This window comes from Pseudomonas sp. 05N431 (assembly GCF_056397005.1).
Genome location: NZ_JBFTMN010000006.1, coordinates 79,424 through 97,311 on the forward strand (window position 1 = coordinate 79,424; position 17,888 = coordinate 97,311).

Annotated in this window: 17 protein-coding genes; 7 read left to right on the forward strand and 10 right to left on the reverse strand. The window is 59.3% G+C overall.

Annotated elements, in window-relative coordinates; genetic code table 11:
* The first annotated feature begins 223 nt into the window (after positions 1-223).
* The 3 genes from AC1DIG_RS12975 (at position 224) to AC1DIG_RS12985 (ending at position 3,112) form a co-directional block, all read left to right on the forward strand.
* The gene (locus tag AC1DIG_RS12975) at positions 224-1,192 is read left to right on the forward strand and encodes a LysR family transcriptional regulator (RefSeq protein ID WP_477767631.1); all 969 of its coding nucleotides are present in this window, start codon (positions 224-226) and stop codon (positions 1,190-1,192) included.
* A gap of 189 nt (positions 1,193-1,381) precedes the next feature.
* On the forward strand, positions 1,382-2,356 hold the full coding sequence (locus tag AC1DIG_RS12980; RefSeq protein WP_477767632.1) for a 2-hydroxyacid dehydrogenase: 975 nt from the start codon (positions 1,382-1,384) through the stop codon (positions 2,354-2,356).
* 246 nt (positions 2,357-2,602) lie between these two features.
* Positions 2,603-3,112 carry a DUF2165 family protein gene (locus tag AC1DIG_RS12985; protein WP_477767633.1) on the forward strand — a complete coding sequence of 170 codons (510 nt, stop codon included), beginning with the start codon at positions 2,603-2,605 and terminating at the stop codon, positions 3,110-3,112.
* A 48-nt stretch (positions 3,113-3,160) separates the two neighbouring features.
* Here AC1DIG_RS12985 and AC1DIG_RS12990 read toward each other — a convergent pair whose 3' ends face one another.
* On the reverse strand, positions 3,161-4,063 hold the full coding sequence (locus tag AC1DIG_RS12990; RefSeq protein ID WP_477767634.1) for a DMT family transporter: 903 nt from the start codon (positions 4,061-4,063) through the stop codon (positions 3,161-3,163).
* 139 nt (positions 4,064-4,202) lie between these two features.
* Here AC1DIG_RS12990 and AC1DIG_RS12995 point away from each other — a divergent pair, with 139 nt between their 5' ends.
* Entirely contained in the window at positions 4,203-5,078 is an 876-nt protein-coding gene (locus tag AC1DIG_RS12995) for an AraC family transcriptional regulator (protein WP_347927963.1), read from the forward strand.
* A 22-nt stretch (positions 5,079-5,100) separates the two neighbouring features.
* Here AC1DIG_RS12995 and AC1DIG_RS13000 read toward each other — a convergent pair whose 3' ends face one another.
* From AC1DIG_RS13000 to AC1DIG_RS13035, 8 genes are all read right to left on the reverse strand, one after another.
* Complete coding sequence (locus AC1DIG_RS13000) at positions 5,101-6,153, reverse strand: YncE family protein (protein ID WP_477767635.1); 1,053 nt, start codon at positions 6,151-6,153, stop codon at positions 5,101-5,103.
* Positions 6,153-8,594, reverse strand: coding sequence for a TonB-dependent siderophore receptor (locus AC1DIG_RS13005; protein WP_477767636.1), 2,442 nt, complete (start codon positions 8,592-8,594; stop codon positions 6,153-6,155). The genes AC1DIG_RS13000 and AC1DIG_RS13005 overlap by 1 nt, the downstream gene beginning before the upstream one ends.
* A 303-nt stretch (positions 8,595-8,897) precedes the next feature.
* Positions 8,898-10,598 carry a bifunctional metallophosphatase/5'-nucleotidase gene (locus AC1DIG_RS13010; RefSeq protein WP_477767637.1) on the reverse strand — a complete coding sequence of 567 codons (1,701 nt, stop codon included), beginning with the start codon at positions 10,596-10,598 and terminating at the stop codon, positions 8,898-8,900.
* Between the two features lie 149 nt (positions 10,599-10,747).
* A complete protein-coding gene (locus AC1DIG_RS13015; RefSeq protein ID WP_477767638.1) occupies positions 10,748-11,737 on the reverse strand; it encodes a FecR family protein in 990 nt (329 codons plus the stop codon).
* Positions 11,734-12,309 carry an RNA polymerase sigma factor gene (locus AC1DIG_RS13020; protein ID WP_477767639.1) on the reverse strand — a complete coding sequence of 192 codons (576 nt, stop codon included), beginning with the start codon at positions 12,307-12,309 and terminating at the stop codon, positions 11,734-11,736. The genes AC1DIG_RS13015 and AC1DIG_RS13020 overlap by 4 nt, the downstream gene beginning before the upstream one ends.
* Positions 12,310-12,508: 199 nt before the next feature.
* Positions 12,509-13,411 carry an alpha/beta fold hydrolase gene (locus tag AC1DIG_RS13025; RefSeq protein WP_477767640.1) on the reverse strand — a complete coding sequence of 301 codons (903 nt, stop codon included), beginning with the start codon at positions 13,409-13,411 and terminating at the stop codon, positions 12,509-12,511.
* On the reverse strand, positions 13,411-14,193 hold the full coding sequence (locus tag AC1DIG_RS13030; protein WP_477767641.1) for a class II aldolase/adducin family protein: 783 nt from the start codon (positions 14,191-14,193) through the stop codon (positions 13,411-13,413). Before AC1DIG_RS13030 ends, AC1DIG_RS13025 begins: the two co-directional genes overlap by 1 nt.
* 196 nt (positions 14,194-14,389) lie before the next feature.
* On the reverse strand, positions 14,390-14,845 hold the full coding sequence (locus AC1DIG_RS13035; RefSeq protein WP_477767642.1) for a flavodoxin: 456 nt from the start codon (positions 14,843-14,845) through the stop codon (positions 14,390-14,392).
* Positions 14,846-14,998: 153 nt separating this feature from the next.
* On the opposite strand from AC1DIG_RS13035, the gene AC1DIG_RS13040 reads away from it, so the two are divergent.
* Positions 14,999-15,472: a PAS domain-containing protein gene (locus AC1DIG_RS13040; RefSeq protein ID WP_477767643.1), complete on the forward strand. Its 474-nt coding sequence runs from the start codon at positions 14,999-15,001 to the stop codon at positions 15,470-15,472.
* A gap of 54 nt (positions 15,473-15,526) precedes the next feature.
* A complete protein-coding gene (locus AC1DIG_RS13045) occupies positions 15,527-16,132 on the forward strand; it encodes a hypothetical protein (RefSeq protein ID WP_054593953.1) in 606 nt (201 codons plus the stop codon).
* A gap of 3 nt (positions 16,133-16,135) precedes the next feature.
* Here the strand turns inward: AC1DIG_RS13045 and AC1DIG_RS13050 are convergent, their stop codons facing one another.
* Complete coding sequence (locus AC1DIG_RS13050; RefSeq protein WP_477767644.1) at positions 16,136-17,095, reverse strand: MerR family transcriptional regulator; 960 nt, start codon at positions 17,093-17,095, stop codon at positions 16,136-16,138.
* 208 nt (positions 17,096-17,303) lie between these two features.
* Here AC1DIG_RS13050 and AC1DIG_RS13055 point away from each other — a divergent pair, with 208 nt between their 5' ends.
* Positions 17,304-17,873 (forward strand): antibiotic biosynthesis monooxygenase, encoded by a 570-nt coding sequence (locus AC1DIG_RS13055; protein ID WP_477767645.1) that lies wholly within the window; start codon positions 17,304-17,306, stop codon positions 17,871-17,873.
* Positions 17,874-17,888: the final 15 nt, after the last annotated feature.

Below are 17,888 nucleotides of genomic sequence, written 5' to 3' on the forward strand. Positions count from 1 at the left end.
GCGCGGTGTACCTGATGCACCGAGTTGTTTGCATCGCGAGCAAGCTCGCTCCCACATACCAGTAACGGCGCAATTCTAGGGGTGGGCCTGTGCGGCGATAAGCCGGGATTCCTGTGAATCTTTGTTACCGTTCACGAGATAATCCCTTGGTCGCATTCATTGGTCGCCTGTAAAAAAGCAGCAACTTCGTGTCACAATTTGTCATCGCACCCGAGAGCACCCCATGGACACTTTGCAAAACATGCGCGCCTTCAGCTGTGTCGCCGAAGCCGGCAGCTTCACTGCCGCTGCCGTGCAGCTCGATACCACGACGGCCAACGTCTCGCGCGCGGTCTCCAACCTGGAAGCCCACCTGCAAACCCGTTTGCTCAACCGCACTACCCGCCGCATCGCCCTGACCGAGGCCGGCAAACGTTATTTGCTGCGCTGCGAGCAGATCCTCGCCTATGTCGAGGAAGCCGAAGCCGAGGCCAGCGACGCCCATGCGCGGCCGGCCGGGCAGCTCAAAGTGCACACCATGACCGGGATCGGTCAGCACTTCGTGATCGACGCGATCGCCCGTTATCGCAAATCCCACCCGGACGTGACCTTCGACCTGACCATGGCCAACCGCGTGCCGGACTTGCTGGACGAGGGCTACGACGTATCGATCGTGCTTGCCAGCGAACTGCCGGACTCGGGTTTCGTCTCGCAACGGCTGGGCATCACTTACAGTATCGTTTGCGCTTCGCCGGCCTACGTGAAAGCCAACGGCTGCGCGCAGAAGCCCAGCGACCTGCTGAACCATGCCTGCCTGCGCCTGGTCAGCCCGGTGATTCCGCTGGAGAAGTGGCTGTTCGACGGCCCAGAAGGCCAGGAAATGGTCACCATCAATAGCTCACCGTTTCTGGTGAACTCCGCCGACGCCATGAAAACCGCGATCATCAGCGGCATGGGCATTGGTGTGCTGCCGGTCTACGCCGCCATCGAAAGTCTGCGCAACGGTAGTCTGGTGCGGGTCATGCCCAACTACCGCTCGCAAGAGCTGAACCTGTACGCCATCTACCCGTCGCGCCAGTACCTGGATGCGAAGATCAAGACCTGGGTCGAATACCTGCGCGGCTCGCTGCCGGAGATTCTGGCGGCGCATCAGGCAGAATTGGCGGCGTATGAGTTGAGCGGCACTTTGGGTGGCGCACGCGTGGCCAACTGACAACACCTGACTTGTCGTTCCCACGCTCCCGCGTGGTAATGCCTCTAGGGACGCTCCGCGTCCAGTGACGCGGAGCGTCACGGGCTGCATTCCCACGCAGAGCGTGGGAACGATCACTGGTCTCGCGTAAACCTCGTCAGGAATGTTAGCGTGCCTGGCATTCTCCTCCGCCTGACGAGCCTTCCTGCGATGAAAAAGACCGTACTTGCCTTCAGCCGTGTCTCGCCCGAAATGGTCGAGTCCTTGCGACACGACTTCGATGTGATCGTGCCCAACCCAAAGCTGGGTGACATCAATGCACAGTTCAACGAAGCCCTGCCCCACGCTCACGGCTTGATCGGCGTCGGTCGCAAGCTCGGTCGGGCCCAATTGGAGAACGCCAGCAAACTGGAAGTGGTATCCAGCGTCTCGGTCGGCTACGACAACTACGACCTGGACTACTTCAACGAACGCGGGATCATGCTCACCAACACCCCGGACGTGCTGACCGAAAGCACCGCCGACCTGGCCTTTGCCTTGCTGATGAGCAGCGCCCGACGCGTCGCCGAACTGGACGCCTGGACCAAGGCCGGGCAATGGCAGGCCACGGTCGGCGCGCAGCTGTTTGGTTGCGATGTGCATGGCAAGACCCTGGGCATCGTTGGCATGGGCAACATCGGCGCGGCCATCGCCCGACGCGGTCGCCTGGGCTTCAACATGCCGATTCTGTACAGCGGCAACAGCCGCAAGCCCCAGCTTGAACAGGAGCTCGGCGCGCAGTTTCGCAGCCTTGACCAGTTGCTGGCCGAAGCCGATTTCGTCTGCCTGGTGGTGCCACTCAGCGACAAGACCCGGCACCTGATCAGCCATCGCGAACTGGCACTGATGAAGCCGAGCGCGATTCTGGTGAATATTTCCCGTGGCCCGGTGGTCGATGAACCGGCGCTGATCGAGGCCTTGCAGAACAACCAGATCCGCGGGGCGGGGCTGGATGTCTACGAGAAGGAGCCCCTGGCCGAGTCGCCGCTGTTCCAGCTGAAGAATGCCGTGACCTTGCCGCACATCGGTTCGGCCACCCATGAAACCCGCGAAGCCATGGCCCACCGCGCCTTGGCCAACTTGCGCAGCGCACTGTTGGGCGAGCGGCCGCAGGATCTGGTTAATCCGCAGGTGTGGAAGGGTTGATTAACTAACAGGCACGCAGATCAAGGCGTGCCTGTTGCTTTAAACTCATGCAAGAACAAAAAGTACAGGACGAGTATACAATTCACACTCATATTCTGACCCAGCACTTGAGTTATTACTAAACAGTAAAATCTACCTTGCGACACAACTTGCAATTCAGTCCCCTGCCCGTCATTTTTTTCGCGTTATAAACTCCTGCCCCAATTACCTGCACAGTGCAGGCCCCGGAGATGGAGAGTACACACCATGAGAAATTTCACAACAGCCTGTCTGATCAGGCGCAGTAAGTTGGCCCTGGTTTTAATGGCGGGAGTCTTTGGCTTGCTTGTTGTATTCAGCAACGTGACCGACTATGACTCCAACTACGAATTCGTTGGACATATCCTCAGCATGGACACAACCCGCCCCAACGACGCCCTACGCTATCGGGCCATCACCTCCCCCATACTCCACCATAGAATCTACTGGATGATCATCACCCTGGAGACAACCTACACCGCCTGTTGTTTATTGGGGGCGTATCAGCTTTACACAAAACTCAACGCGCCGCGCAAGGAGTTCCACGAGGCAAAGAAATATGGAATTGTCGGTTTGATGATCGGCATTTTCGTGTATTACTTCTGCATACAAGTGATCGCCAATGAATGGTTCGATATGGACACTTCCGCAGAATGGAATGCCATGGCATGGACCCGAAGCATTATCGGTTACATGATGACGGCGCTTATTTATCTGTCACTGAAGACCGACCATTAATAAACGCCGTACTGCTGAACCCGATAATGCACAGTGCAACTTGATCGATCACGCCAACTTGCCACTTCCCACCGCCACCCGGGCCTTGGGCTTGCGAAACACCAACACGTTCCCCAACATGACCAGCACCAATCCGGCCAATGCCGGTGTGGTCCATTGGTAGCCTTCGGCGAAGGCCGACACGTTCAATGCCACTACCGGGAACAATACGGTGCAATACGCCGCACGTTCGGGGCCCATGCGCCCGACCAGGGTCAGGTACGCGGTGAAGCCGATGACCGAACCCGGAATCACCAGGTACAACAACGAGCCGATGTAACGCGTGTTCCATTCAATGTCGAAGGGAATACCTTTGACCAGGCAGTACATCGACAGCATCGCGGCGCCATAGGCCATGCCCCAGGCGTTGGTGGTCAGCGGCTTGAGGCCGGCTTTCTGTTGCAGGCTCGAGAGCATGTTGCCGGCCGAGAAACACAGCGTGCCCAGCAACGCCAGACCCAGGCCAAGCAGGGTTTGCGGGCTGGCGGTATGGCCGACCAGTTCCGGCCAGAACAACAAGCCCAGCCCGAACAGCCCCAACGCGCCGCCCATTAGCACATTGCGCGCAATTTTCTGACCGAAGAACACTCGCGAGTTGAGCGCATTCCACAGCGTGGCGGTGGAAAACACCACGGCAACCAGACCGCTGGGGATCCACTGGCTGGCGCTGAGAAAACACATGAAATTGATGCAGAACAGGCACAGCCCCTGGGCCAGGCAGATCAGATGACCGCGCCGGTTCATCACCTGCAGGCGTCGGCTGAGCAGTAACATCACGAACAGCACCAGCGATGCCAGGCCGAAGCGATAAACGATCGACACCGGAATCGCCACCACCCCCAGTTGCAGTTTCAAGGCGATCCAGGTGGTGCCCCAGATCAGCACGGTCAGCAGGTATAACGAGAGGTTCATGACGGCAACTCCTGAAGATGGCCTTCAGTCTGTTCCCGAGGCAGGTCGTGCGCTTGCATAAACTTGCGCTTTTGTCAGACGACGGGCTGGCAGCGTCGAGGCGACGGAGTAGGATGCAAGGCGTTGGAGAGAGCCGATCATGCCCGCACTGGAAACCCTGCAAGTCTTTCAAGCCCTCAACCGCTCGCCGAATGCTCGCCTTGAGCACAGCGCCGAGCTCGGTGACGGCATGGCTGCAGCCCTGTGGAGCAACCATCACGATGCGCAGGACTATGAAGCGCCCGGTCATCACACCCTCTCCTGCTACATCGCCGGTGGCACCGGGACCTTTCGCCGCGAGCAGCCCGGCACCAAGGGCGGCCCCGACAAACTCTGCATCCTGCCCGCCGAGCACCAGTCGGCCTGGGTGATCAACGGTGAAATCCGCCTGGCTCACCTGTACTTCAGCCCCGAGCAATTTGCCCTTGGCTGCGTCACTCTGCTCGACCGTGAACCGCGTGAACTGCAATTGCAGGAAAGCACCTTTCTCGAAGACCCGGTGCAGGCCCGGCGTTTCCGTCAGTTGATTGAATTGAACTGGGACGAACCCGGTGAACGCCTGCTGACCAGCAGCCTCGCGCATGAAATGCTCAGCCACACGCTGCTCAGCCAGGTTGGCCTGCGCCAGGGTTTGCGTCTCAAGGGTGGGCTGGCGGCACATCAGCGTCGGCAACTGATCGAGTACATCGACCAGCAATTGGCCGAGCCAATCAGCCTTGGTCAGTTGGCCGGCTTGTGCGCCCTGTCGGAGTACCACTTCGCACGGATGTTTCGCGAAAGCTTCGGCCTGCCGCCGCATCAATACCTGTTGGCCCGCCGCCTGGCTCACGCCCGGCATCTGCTGCGCAACAGCTCACAACCGCTCGGTGAAATTGCACTGGCCTGCGGTTTTGCCAGCGCCAGCCATTTCACCAATCGCTTTCGCCAGGCCATGAAGGGCACGCCCGGTGAGTACCGCCAGGCGTTTTTGCGCTAACACGGCCCCCGATGCAATGCTCTTACGGAGCCAGGGTGGTGACCGAGAAGGTGTTGGCGTGAAACAGCGGATCCGGCTTGGGCTCAGCCTTGCTCGGCGCAGGCTGGGTGAAGTCCATTGCTGGCAGGTAGAGCTTTTTACTCACAGGATCGAAGGCCATGTTGTAGGCCATCGGCAAGGTGCCGACGCTGGCCTGCGCCTGGTAATGATCGGCATCGAGTTGCTTGACGATGCTCAGGTTGGCATCGACTCCGCTGGGGATCAGCAACTGCCGGTTGTCCGCGTCATAGGCCAGCGCGTTGACGTCACGGGTGATCGGCAGACGGGCCTTCAACGCGCCGCTCTGAAGATCGGCGACGACCAGTTGCGGTTTTTCGCCTCGGCACGCAATGAACAGACGCCCGCGCTCGGTATCCTGAGCCAGTGCACTGGGCCGCGCGCAGCCTTCGAACTGCCAGGTGTCGAGGACTTCAAAACTGCTTGCCGAGAAACGAGCAACCTTGCCCTCATCGCGCATCGGCAGGAAGAAACTGCCGTCACCCTTGACCAGCAACGGATCGATTTTCTTCACATCCAGTTCATGCGCAGCGCTGATGCGCTCTTGCTTCGGATCGAACACGAACAAGGTCGAACGATCGGCGCGCCGACCGCTGACGATGATCACCTGCCCCGTGCGCGGTTCATACACCGCGCTGTTGAGGTTGCTCTGGGCCACCGGGATACGCTTGAGCAGTTTGAGTGTGGACAACTCGACCACGCCCAGGCTGCCGTCGGTGTTGAGCACAAACACCCGGTTCAACGTCGGCACGAATACCACGCCGTTGGCGCCCGCTGAGCCGTCGATGGTTTTCAGCAGACGTTGCTGCTCGACGTCGAACACGCTCAGGCCGTTTTCCCGGCGGGCCAGAAACAGATAAGGCCGCGTCGGGTCGAGGGCGACAAAGCCCCAGCTGTCTCCCGAGCCGGGCAAGCTCACCTGCCGCTCGCGATGGTAAACCCGGGCATCCGGTGCCGGCGCGGCAAACGCCGCGCCGCTGAATGCCAGGGCCAACATGGCAATCTTCAAGGTTTTCATCAGAACTCCAACGTGCTGGACAGCGAGATCTGGCGCGAATCGCCCATCGACACAAAGAACCGGTTGACGGCCGAGGTGTAGTAAGTGCGGTCGAAGAGGTTTTTCACGTTGAGCTGGAACTTGACCTTCTGCCCATCGAGCTTGGTGTCGTAGGTGGCGAAGGCGTCGGCTACGGTGTAGCTCGGCAGGTCGAAGTCGTTCACCGCGTTACCGGCCCGCTCGCCGACATACCGGGCGCCCGCGCCGACCCGCAACTGGTCGCCACCGACGATGGTGCCGAAGTCATAGACCGCCGACAGCGAGCCGGTGTTTTTCGCCACGTTCTGCAGTCGCTTGCCTTTGTAGGTCGGGTCCTCGGTGACCTCGGCGTCGGTGTAGGCGTAGCTGCCGATCATGCTCCAGCGGTCGCTCAACTGGCCGGCCAGGTCGATCTCCAGGCCACGGGAACGTACTTCACCGGCGGCGCTGTAAGTGGTGACCAGCGGGTTCTCGGAGTTGGCCACCAGCACGTTGCGCTTCTTGATGTCGAACAGCGCGATGTTGCCGGTCACGCGGCCCGGCATGTCGAGCTTGGCCCCCAGTTCCCAGGACTTGGCTTCTTCCGGTGCAATGCTGCCATCGAGCACGATCGAGCTGCCGCTCAATGGCGCGATGGTCGAGTTCGGTTTGAAGGATTCGGTGTAGCTGCCGTAGAACGACAACTCATCGGTGTAGCGATACACCAGGCCGGCGCGCGGCACCCATTTCTGACCGTTGCTGTCGGTGTTGGCCTTGAACGGACGGCCCTTGCCGGCGTACTGGTCGTATTCCTGGAAGCGTCCGCCGGCCACCAGAATCCACTGGTCGTTCAGGTGGATCGAGTCCTGCAAAAAGACTGAATCGCTGCGCAGCAGATCGGTCTGGTTGCTGTCCGCAGCGCTGACCGTGGTGCCGGCCACTTCACGACCGTAGACCGGGTCCAGATAGCTGAAGGACGGGAACAGGCTCTTCTGGCGGATCAGGTCGGCGCGGTAGATCTTGCGGTATTCGTCATCCACGCCGAACACCAGATCGTGTTGCATACCGGCCACATCGACCTTGCCTTCGAGGCTGGCGGTGGTGAAGCGGTCGGTGGTCAATGCGCCTTGGGTGCCGTCCATGCTGCGGGTCAGCGTGCCTTTTTTCGGGTCGATGGCGGTGATGCGAACCTGGCTGGCGTCGTAGGTTTCGCGGTTCCAGCTGTAGCCGAAGTGGGCTTTCCAGTTGTCATTGAGCTCGTGGTCGGCTTCGAAATGGTACAGGTCCGAACGACCTTCCATGTTGTTGAACGGCTCGTCGAGGCGGCGACCACGCGGGATGTCCAACGGATGATTGGTGCGCGGGTCAATGGCCGTACCACGGTCGAACGGTGCAAGAAACTCGCGATGCTCGTAGGCGAACAACAGCTTGGTGCTCTCACCGAACCAGGCCAGGGACGGTGCGATCAACGTCTCGCGATGCGTGCCGAAGTTGCGCCAGTAGTCTTCATCTTCATGGTCCAGCACCATTCGGTAGGCCAGTCCGGAGTCGCCCAGTGGCCCGGTGCTGTCGAGGCTGCCACCGCTGCCGTTCTTGCCATTGCCATAGCTCGAGCCGCGCACGGTCAAGGCATTGTATGGCTGCAATTCGGGCTTCTTGCTGACCATGTTCACCACACCGCCCGGGTCCTGGATGCCGTAGAGCAACGAGGCCGGCCCCTTCAGGACTTCGACCCGATCCACCGAGGCGTTCAGGCCACGCCCCTGCACCAGTGGCATGCCATCGCGCATGATCGAGCCGTTGCGGTTGTCACCGAAACCGCGAGTCATCACCGAATCCTGGGTGCTGCCCAAGGTATTGCCCTGGGTGATGCCGCTGACATTGGCCAGCGCATCGTCCAGGTTGCGCGGCACCTGGTCACGCAACACCTGGGCCGGGATCACGTTGATGGTCTGGGGGATTTCCTGAAGCGAGGCCGAGGAACGTGCCACTGAGGTGGTGGACGGCGGCTGATAGCTCATCGGTTGATCAACCGTCGAGGTGATGGTGGTCGCGCCGAGATTCAGCGTGCCCTCAGTGGGTTGTGGTTCAAGGACCAGGGTGTGGGCGTCGGTCTGGCGGAAGGTGAAACCGGATTTGCTCAGCAGGCGTTGCATGGCGTGCTCGGCGCTCATCTCGCCCTTGATGGCCGGTGCGCTGAGACCGTAGGGCGCTTCATCGGTGTAAACCACGCTGATGCCGGTGACCCGGCTGAAGTCGCTCAATGCCTGGGGCAAGGGTTTGGCGGCGATGCTGAAGTTGAACTGCGCGCTGTGTTGCTCGCTGGACTGCGCGGCGCATGCCACGTTCAGCGGCAACAAAGCCAACGCCGAAACGGCCAGCGCAGAAGCGCCAAACCACTGTTTAACCGAACCGCCTGCCGCCGATTTTGCCCTGGACTTCATTGCTCGTGACCTGTGTGTAGAAATGCTGCGGATGCGAATGAATCGCACTTTCACCACTACACGGATGTCACTCGGGTTTACCTCACACGAAAATTGAAAATAGTTTCAAAGCCCCTTACGCAGCCAGGCAAGTCGCACTACTCGTAGCAGCTGGCGAAGCCTGCGTTCGGCCACGCAGTGGTCGTAAACCCGGTACTCACGGTTCATCTGAAAACCACAGTGCCTGATTTTACGAGCGCTCCGCACTCGAACGCAGCCTCGCAGGCTCGGCAGCTGCTACGAAGCGTGTGATGTCTGGCAGCGCTATTTCACCTTAACGATGCGCCCTGCACTTTGCGCCGAACCAGCGGGTTTGCCTTGTTGATCCATGCGGTGCAGGTAGTCGATCAGGCTATCCAGGTCCGTCACTTGCAAATCCCTACGGTTGACTCCCTGTTTGAACAGACTGAAGCGATCGCCACCGTCGGCCAGGAAGCCGTTCACCACCAGTCGATAACTGTGCTCAGGCTGCACTGGCTTACCGTTGAGACGAACACTGCCGGGGATCACGCGACTACCCAACGGGCGCGTGGAGTCCCAGCGATAACTGAAGCCTTTGGAAACTTGCAGCGCATTAAAATCGCCTGCGGTTTTCCATTGCTGATTGAGCAATTGTTCGAGCTGTCGCCCCTTCAGGTCGAAAGCGATCAGGGTGTTGTTGAACGGCTGCACCGTCGCCACCTGCCCATAGTTGAGGCGTTTGAGACCTGGTTCCAGCGCCAGGTCGCCACGAATGCCACCGTTGTTCATGAAGGCGATCTGCGCGCCATGCGCCGCGCCCGCCGCCAGTTGAGCATCGGCGATCAAGTCACCCAACGGCGTCTCCCCCGCCGCATTGGCACGTCGGGTAATCGGGGAAGCCGCGATGGCGCCGACAGGTTTGAGCAGCACGTTATTGCTGCGTCCTTCGACTTCCCGCTGCAAGGCGAGCATCTGCGGATCGACTGGATACTGCGCCGGATCGGCCAGCAGGTTGGCCGCTTGAATGCGCGTGACCCGATGCTGACCGGGGGTCACCTCGAGTGTCAGGTGGGTCATCAGATGCCCATAGGAACTGCCCTGAGTCACCAGCAGAGAACCGACCTTGCACAGATAACCCTTATGGGAATGCCCGCTGATCAACACATCGACTGCCGGATCAAGACGCTTGGCCACGTCGACAATATCGCCGCTCAATTGGCTGCAGTCCTGTTTGTCGTAAGGTTCGGGGGTTGAGCCCCCCTGGTGCACCACCGCGACAATCGCATTGACGCCTTGGCGGTTGAGCTCGGGAATCAGCCGGTTGATCGAGTCGGCTTCGTCCTCGGTACGCAAACCCTGCATGCCCTTGGCACTGACCACAGAGGCAACATCGCGCAGCACCGCACCGACAAAAGCGATCTTCTGGCCTTTGACCTCTTCGATGCGGTACGGCGGCAACAGGGTTTTGCCGGTATCGGTGTCGATCAGGTTCGCCGCCAGGTACGGGAAACCACTGCCAGGATAGTTCGCACGAAACTGACAAGCCTTGGTCGGACGAATGGATTCGCAGCCGCCGTTGAGCTGACGCAGGAATTCCGCCTTGCCGTTGTCCAGTTCATGATTGCCGATGGCGCTGAGTTTCATGTCCATATGCCGCAACGCTTCGAGCGTCGGCTCGTCGGCCCACATCGCCGACAGCGGCGGACTGCCGCCCACCAGGTCGCCGGCACCGATGAACAACAGCTGCGGATCGTCCTTGCGCAGTTGCGTCAGCATCCCGCCGAGGGTCGCGATGCCCCCGGCCTTGAGCATGCGCACACCGTCAGCGGCCGTGCTGTCGCGAACCGAATACGGATTGGCCTGCAAGTAACCGTGCAGATCGTTGATCGCCACTATGTTCACGGCAACCGGTTGGGCTGGCGGCTGAACATGGGCGCAACCGCCCAGCGCGGCGACAGCCAGGGCGACTGCACTGAGCAGCCTTGGCAGGGAGAGACGTGACATGAGTTCATCCTTGTTCGCTAGTCGAAATCTGTAGAAGTGTGGCGATCATGCCGATTGCATCGCTTGCGGCACTTCAACTTGTTTCAGCGTAGTCCCCATCCCTGCACGCAGCAGGAGGATTTTCAGGTGGTCGGTAATGCGCTCGCCCCTCAGCGCAAAATGATCATCCGTCCCAATAGATGGTGCTGCTCGAACCCCAACACTCCTTGCAGGGAATCGAGCACTGCTTGCGGGTCTTTGCTCGGAAAGCTGCCGCTGATCCGTCGTGCAGCCAGGTCGTCGTTGAGCACTACGATCCGTCCCGGGTAATACCGGTCGAGGTCTTTCACCACATCAGCCAAGGGTGACTTGTAGTAATTGAGCCAGCCCTGACGCCACGCCAGTTGCGCGTCACTGTCGACCGCGTGGAGTTTTGCCGCGGTGCCGGCGCCGTAGGCCACTTGCTGGCCGGCTGTCAGCACCTGCTGCCCGGCGCCCTTGGTCGGCGTGACACCGACGCGTCCAGAGAGCACCGTCACCTGCGCACCCACCGGTTGCAAGCGCACTTCGAACTGCGTGCCGAGCACCCGCGCCTCGCCCTGTTCAGCGTCGACCACAAAGGGCTCGCCGGTATGGGTCACGCTGAAAAAGGCCGCTCCGCGCCGCAGCCGAACATGCCGTTCACCGTGGCTGAAATCCACGGCAATGGCGCTGTCGGCATCGAGGGTGACTCGGGATTGATCGGCCAGGGTCACGCTGCGCACTTCACCCGGCGCCGAGACATAGTCCGCCGCTAAATCATCGAACCAACGCGACGGTTGCCAGCCGGCGCCTATCGAAACCATCAGCAGCAAGCAGGCGGCCATGGCCAAGCCGCCTGACCAGCGCCGCATGCCGGAACGCCTGGAGCGGTTCATCGCATTGAGGTAACCCTGCAAGGCAAAAGCCTCTTCCTCGGCCAGGGTGCGAGCCGGTACTTCGCTCAATTCCCAGACCACTTGCGCCTGGGCGTAGGCTTCGGCATGCGCCGGATCGGCCTGCAACCAATGGCTGAACGTAGCGTGATCGCCGCTGCTCGGCTGGTCGTGCAACAGGCTCAGCCAGGCCAGCGCGGCCTGCTCCTGAGCCGGCGTCGGAATGACGCTGGCGGTGTGCTTCACGGTGCTTTCCCTGGCGTGCGTGATGTGGGGGCCCTCAGACTGGCCTTGCAGGCTTCGAGGGCGCGCATCATATGTTTTTCCACGGCGCTTTGGGAAAGCCCCATGGCTTTGGCGATTTCGGCGTACGTGCGCCCGTGAATGCGGTTGAGCAAAAAGATCTGCCGGGTACGTTCGGGCAAACTGCGCAATGCCGCCTCGACATGGCGCAGGTCATTACCGGCTTCCAGCGCTGCTTGTGGCTCGACGCCAAGGGTGTGCTGTTGCTCCGGCAACCAGCCTTCGTTGAGCCTTACCCGCGCACCTTCGCTGCGCAGGTGATCGATAGCAATGTTGCTGGCGCAGCGCAGCAGGTAAGTGCTGAGTTCTTCGACGTGCACCAGCGGTCGGCGCCAGAAACGTAAAAACAGGTCCTGTACCAGATCTGCAGCAGTCGCCCGACAACCCACGCGCCGACTGACCAACGCTTCCATTTGCGGCCGCTGGGACAAGAATACCTGCAGAAAATACGCACGACTGTCCGGGCTGTCAGAGCCGTCGACGTTCTGGGATTCGGGTGGAGTATTGATCATCAAAGGTCGACTCAACGTGGTCCATGCCCTACGCAGGGTCAACGGTGCGCCAATATTAATGATAAATATTCTCATATGCAAAAGACTCTGATGAGAGCCCTCTACTCAGTCGGTCTGTGCTGATTACCGGATACGGTGATTGGCCGCACTGGAGCCAGGCAGCTCCCGCGTGATGGGTGACAACAAGGGTCAATGCGCAGGGTCAGGAACAGGCGGTTTTCAACGCGGGGGGATCCAGTTGGTCACGAAACGCCAGGTAGTGCTTGAGCACCTGGATCGGCGCCTCGATTTGCGGGTAATGACCGATTCCGCGTAGCAATACCGTGTCCGGATTGGGGATCAACTGGCGGTAGCGTTCGACCATGTGGGCTCCCGACACCGGGTCGTCTTCGCCATCGATCACCCGCATCGCAACGGTGCCCGCTTGCATGGCCTTGACCCACCTGTCCCGCTGCATACGGCGTTGCGGGATATAGCTGATCAGTTTGTGCATGATCCGCGTGCCGCGGTTGTTGTCAATCAGGCTCCAGAAATCGTCCAGTTCGCTTTCACTCGGACGGGTCCGGGGGCCAAAGATCTGCCGGAAACTCTTGACCAGCCCATCCCGACTGAACGCCCGTCCGATCATCCAGCCCAACGGGCTGAGCAACAGTTTTTGCATCAACACTGGCCGATGGGTTTCGGGAAACAGGCCACCATTGAGGAACACACAACTGCCAATCTCGACACGCGCCTCAGTATGTCGGGCCAACAACTCCTGAGCCACGCTGTCACCGTAATCATGCGCCAGCAGGTGCACAGGCTGCCGGACACCCAGATAGTCCAGCAGTGCCTGCTGCAAGTCGGCCTGCTCCAACAGGCAATACTCATGGTCCAGCGGCTTGGCCGAGTCGCCAAAACCGAGCATGTCGCAGGCGATCACCCGATACCGCTGGGTCAACGGTTGCCAAAGGTAATGCCAGTCCCAACTGGCGGTGGGGAATCCGTGGATCAGCAGCAAGGGCTCACCCTGCCCGGCCACCCAATAGCGAATGGTCTGGCCGCGGAATTCAAAGCTCTGGCTGCGTTTGCGCCAGACGCACAGAGGGATCTCGGCGAGTGGCATTAGAGTCTGTAACCCGGAGCTTGTTGATCGAGTTTGCGCAGCAACGCCGGCCAGGCCAGCGCGCCGCCCATCCCTTGAGCACTTTTGGTCACGCCGGCAATCATCGCCTTGGCGCCTGCGAGAATCTGCGGTTCGATGGCAATCAGTTCAGCCCCGCCGTTCTGCGCCAGCACCTGGATATCGCAGGCACGCTGAAAGGTGAACATCATCAAAAAGGTGTCGGCAATGCTGCTGCCACAGGTCAGTAGCCCGTGGTTGTGCAACATCAGAAAATTGTTTTCACCGAGGTCGGCTTGCAGGCGCGCCTTTTCCTCGTGGTTGAGTGCGACACCTTCATAGGCGTGATACGCCAGGCTGGACAGCACAAACAGTGATTGCTGGCTGATAGGCAATACGCCCTGCTTCTGCGCGGAAACCGCCACACCGGCCGCCGTGTGGGTATGCAGCACACACGCCACGTCGTGACGCACTTCATGCACGGCGCTGTGAATGGTGTAACCGGCGGGATTGATCTCGTAGGGGCTGTCCATCAGCTTGTTGCCGGCCTGATCGACTTTGACCAGGCTCGATGCGGTCATTTCGTGAAACATCATTCCGAACGGATTGATCAAAAAATCTTCAGTCCCCGGCACCTTGGCGGAAATGTGGGTGAAGATCAGATCGTCCCACCCCTGCAACGCCACCAGCCGATAGCAGGCCGCCAGATCGACTCGGGTTTGCCACTCGGCGGCGCTAACCTGATCTTTCACATCGGATGTCGATTGAACGGGGGTTACGCTCACGGCGAGGACCTCTGGTTCTTATTATTTATTTAGTGTGGGGTAAACGCAGTCTAGTCAGCTGTCAGGATTCGTGTAGTTGCATTCGCAGCCAGCTTACTGACCCAACGAGTCAGCAAGCCTTCAACCGCGAAATGACGTGAGCGATGTCACAACACCGGGACCAATAGCGGCGTCACAAACAGGTGCGAGCGTCCGGTCAGCCGCGCAACGCACTGATCAGTTCCGCCAGCCAAGGTTCGGCGTCGGTTTCCGGAGTCACGCTTTCGCTGGCGTCCAGGCGCAGCATTGGCAAAACCTCACGCAGGCCCAACTCACCGAACAGCTCGCGCATTTGTTCGCCGCCACCACAGAACGTGTCGCCATAGCTGGCATCCCCCAGACCGATCACCGCCCCCGGCAAGCCGCGCCAGGCAGCGGGTAGCTGATCGCGAATTGTCGAATACAGCGGTTGCAGGTTGTCCGGTAACTCCCCCATGCCGGTGGTTGAGGTCACGGCCAGAAAGGCCTCAGGAGCAAACGCCTGGATATCGGCCAGGGTTGCACGCGGGTTGTGCCAGGTTTCAAAACCTGCAGCCTTGAGAAGGTTGGCCGCATGCCGGGCGACTTCTTCAGCCGTGCCGTACACCGAGCCGGAAAGGATGGCGACTTTCATCAATCTGATCCTGAAGCAAAATAAAAGACCCGGATATTAACAGCTGAAGCAAATAAGCTGCGATTGTCTCGCAATAAGGACTGATGGCCAGTGGACAGTCCGCAGCCATGTCATAGAATGCAACTCATCATTCGATGCAGAAAGGACTCTCTGATGATCAATGCCCAATTGATGCAAATGGTGATCAACGCTTCTAACGACGGCATCGTGATCGCGGAAAAGGAAGGTGAGGACAACATCCTCATTTACGTAAACCCTGCCTTCGAAAAGCTTACCGGCTATAGAGCTGAAGAAATCCTGTATCAGGACTGTCGTTTTCTCCAGGCCGGAGATCGCGATCAACCTCCGCTGAAAGCCATCCGTGAGACGCTGCAGAATGGAGGGTCCTGCAGGGAAGTTCTGCGCAACTACCGCAAGGACGGCACGCACTTCTGGAATGAGCTGTCGCTTTCAAGGGTGTACAACGAAAACGACAAGCAAACTTATTTCATCGGCGTGCAAAAAGACGTCACTGTCCAGGTCAAGACGCAACAACGAGTGGAACAACTGGAAGCTCAACTCGCCGCAGCACTAGAGGAACTGAACGTACTCAAAGCGACAAACGGTCAAAACAAGCTGTCGAATTAATGGTCATTAACTACAATCACCAATGACTTTGTAATTATTTCTTTCGAGCAAACCATGCATCGCGACACCCTCCTGACTCAGGATGAACTGGACTTCATCCAGACCATGCAGCACAACCCGCAGCTCAATGTTCGCGATGCGACGTCGAGCCTGCTGGTGAATGGGGGCTCGCAAATCCGCGATTTATTGACACGTCTGGCAGCCAACGAACAGGTCACCATTCAGGCACACTTCGAAAATCAGCAAATGACCTTTCCTCTGCATCTGGTGGAGGATGAGTTTCATGCGTTGCATTTGCGCCTGGGCGTACCGAGCATCTACGAGGACGGGCCGATGGTTCGCCCTTGGCGCCTGGCACTTGAAGAACCCGTAGCCCTGGAGAACGCCAAAGGCCAACCCGGCACGCTGTGGGTGCACGAAGTGTCGTTCAAAGGGGTTTTGCTGGAAGTACGCAACCGCACCAAGCCGCCAAAAAGTTTCGCGTTATGGTTCAGCCCTTCAGGCTATGAACGCATTGCGCTGCGCGGGGCCTTCGAGCGCGAAACCGAACAGGGCTATTACGCCTATCGGCTCAACCAAAGTGACAAGGATGAAACCGAACGCCTGCGTCAGTACATTCTTCAGCAACATCGCCTGACACACCCTGCGTTGCACATCTGAGCGTCAGGTATCGAGCGTTCCCGCGAGGAACTGCTGCAAACGCTGCTGCATCAACACCCCTTCATTCCCAATACAGCCAATCGACGATCCGGCCAGGCTCTCTTGTGCCAGATCCGCCGAGTCTCCGGCCAGCATCAGGCGGCAATTCAGGCTCATGGCCAAGCGATTCACACGACGGATAAAGTCAGACGTAGGCGCTTGATTGGAGAACAGCACCAGCGCGTGCGGCTTGATCTTTTCACAGACCAGAGTCAGTTCATCAAAGGGCTGCCCCAGTGCCAACAGCCTGACTCCCACCTGCGCACTGCCCATATACAAAGCCGCCAATAGCAATTCAAGCTTGCGGCACTGTCCATCAATCGCAGAAACGACTACCCGCAACGGCTGCGTACCTCGCAACAAGAACAGCCGCTGAAGAACTCTGGTACGTAGAAACCCGTCCAGCATCACCCATTCGCTGGTTTCTCCGAACTGGTCGTGTTGCTGGAGTAACTGCGTCCACAGCGGCATCAAAATGTCCTGGAACGTCACCGTCAGTGAATAGGTAGAAAATACCTGACCGTAAATTCGCCCCAACTCCACATCGTCAAAATTGCTGAGCGCAGTGGCAACCTGCATTTGCCACTGGGCATAGTCGGCCTGAACCAGTTCATCCTGGATGACGCCCGACAACGCCGGGACTTCGCTGGTCTTCGCCAGAATCCTGCCCACCTTGCTGACTGCCACGCCCCGTCCGATCCAGCCAAGAATGCTCCGAACCCGCTCAATATCGGTCATCGAATACAGTCGATGCCCGATTTCGGTGCGTGTCGGCTGAATCAAACCGTAACGCCGCTCCCAGGCCCGCAGGGTCACCGGATTGACGCCCGTCAGGCGTGCCACTTCACGGATTGGGAACATTTGCTCCTGCTTTACAGAGGCAGAAGACTGCATCGTCTGGGGAGATTCAGTGATAGCTTCCATGAGCTTTGGGACGTCCGTATCAGATTGGATCCCATTTAGCGCTCATCAAGCCCTACATTCAAGAGGGGCCTTTTCGACCAACGTCTCTGGCGTATCGGGTGAAATCAGGAATAATCCTTGCTTGTTTTTAAACGCAGCCCTTTACCCCGGTGCTGCGTTTTGTACGCCTCCTACCCGGAACCGCGTGCTTGCCCTACGGAGATGCACAATGTCTACCTCACCCGTCACCCTGATGGTTGCGCGTCGCGTTGCCAGCGGACGTTATCAGGACCTGATCGCCTGGCTGCGCGAAGGCGAACAACTGGCCACCGACTTTCCCGGCTATCTCGGCTCTGGCGTGCTCGCACCGCCGCCCGGTGATGACGAATTCCAGATTATTTTCCGCTTCGCCGATGAGCAGACCCTGCATGCCTGGGAGCATTCCGCCTCGCGCACGGCATGGCTGGGACGCGGTAGCGAGTTATTTGCCCACCCTTCCGAGCATCGGGTCAGTGGCATCGACGGTTGGTTCGGTGCCGCCGGGCAACGTCCGCCTCGCTGGAAACAGGCCATAGCGATCTGGTTGGCGTTCTTCCCGGTTTCGCTGCTGTTCAACTTCGTACTCGGCCCGCTGCTGAGCGACATGGGCCTTCTGGCTCGTGTATTCGTCAGCACCCTGGCCCTGACGCCGTTGATGGTCTATTTCTTCATTCCGCTGTCGACCCACCTGCTGGCCGGCTGGTTGAACAACACACCTGGGCGGCCATTGCCCGTTGCACCGTCCACCCAGAATCGCTGAAGATCGTCGCCGGCA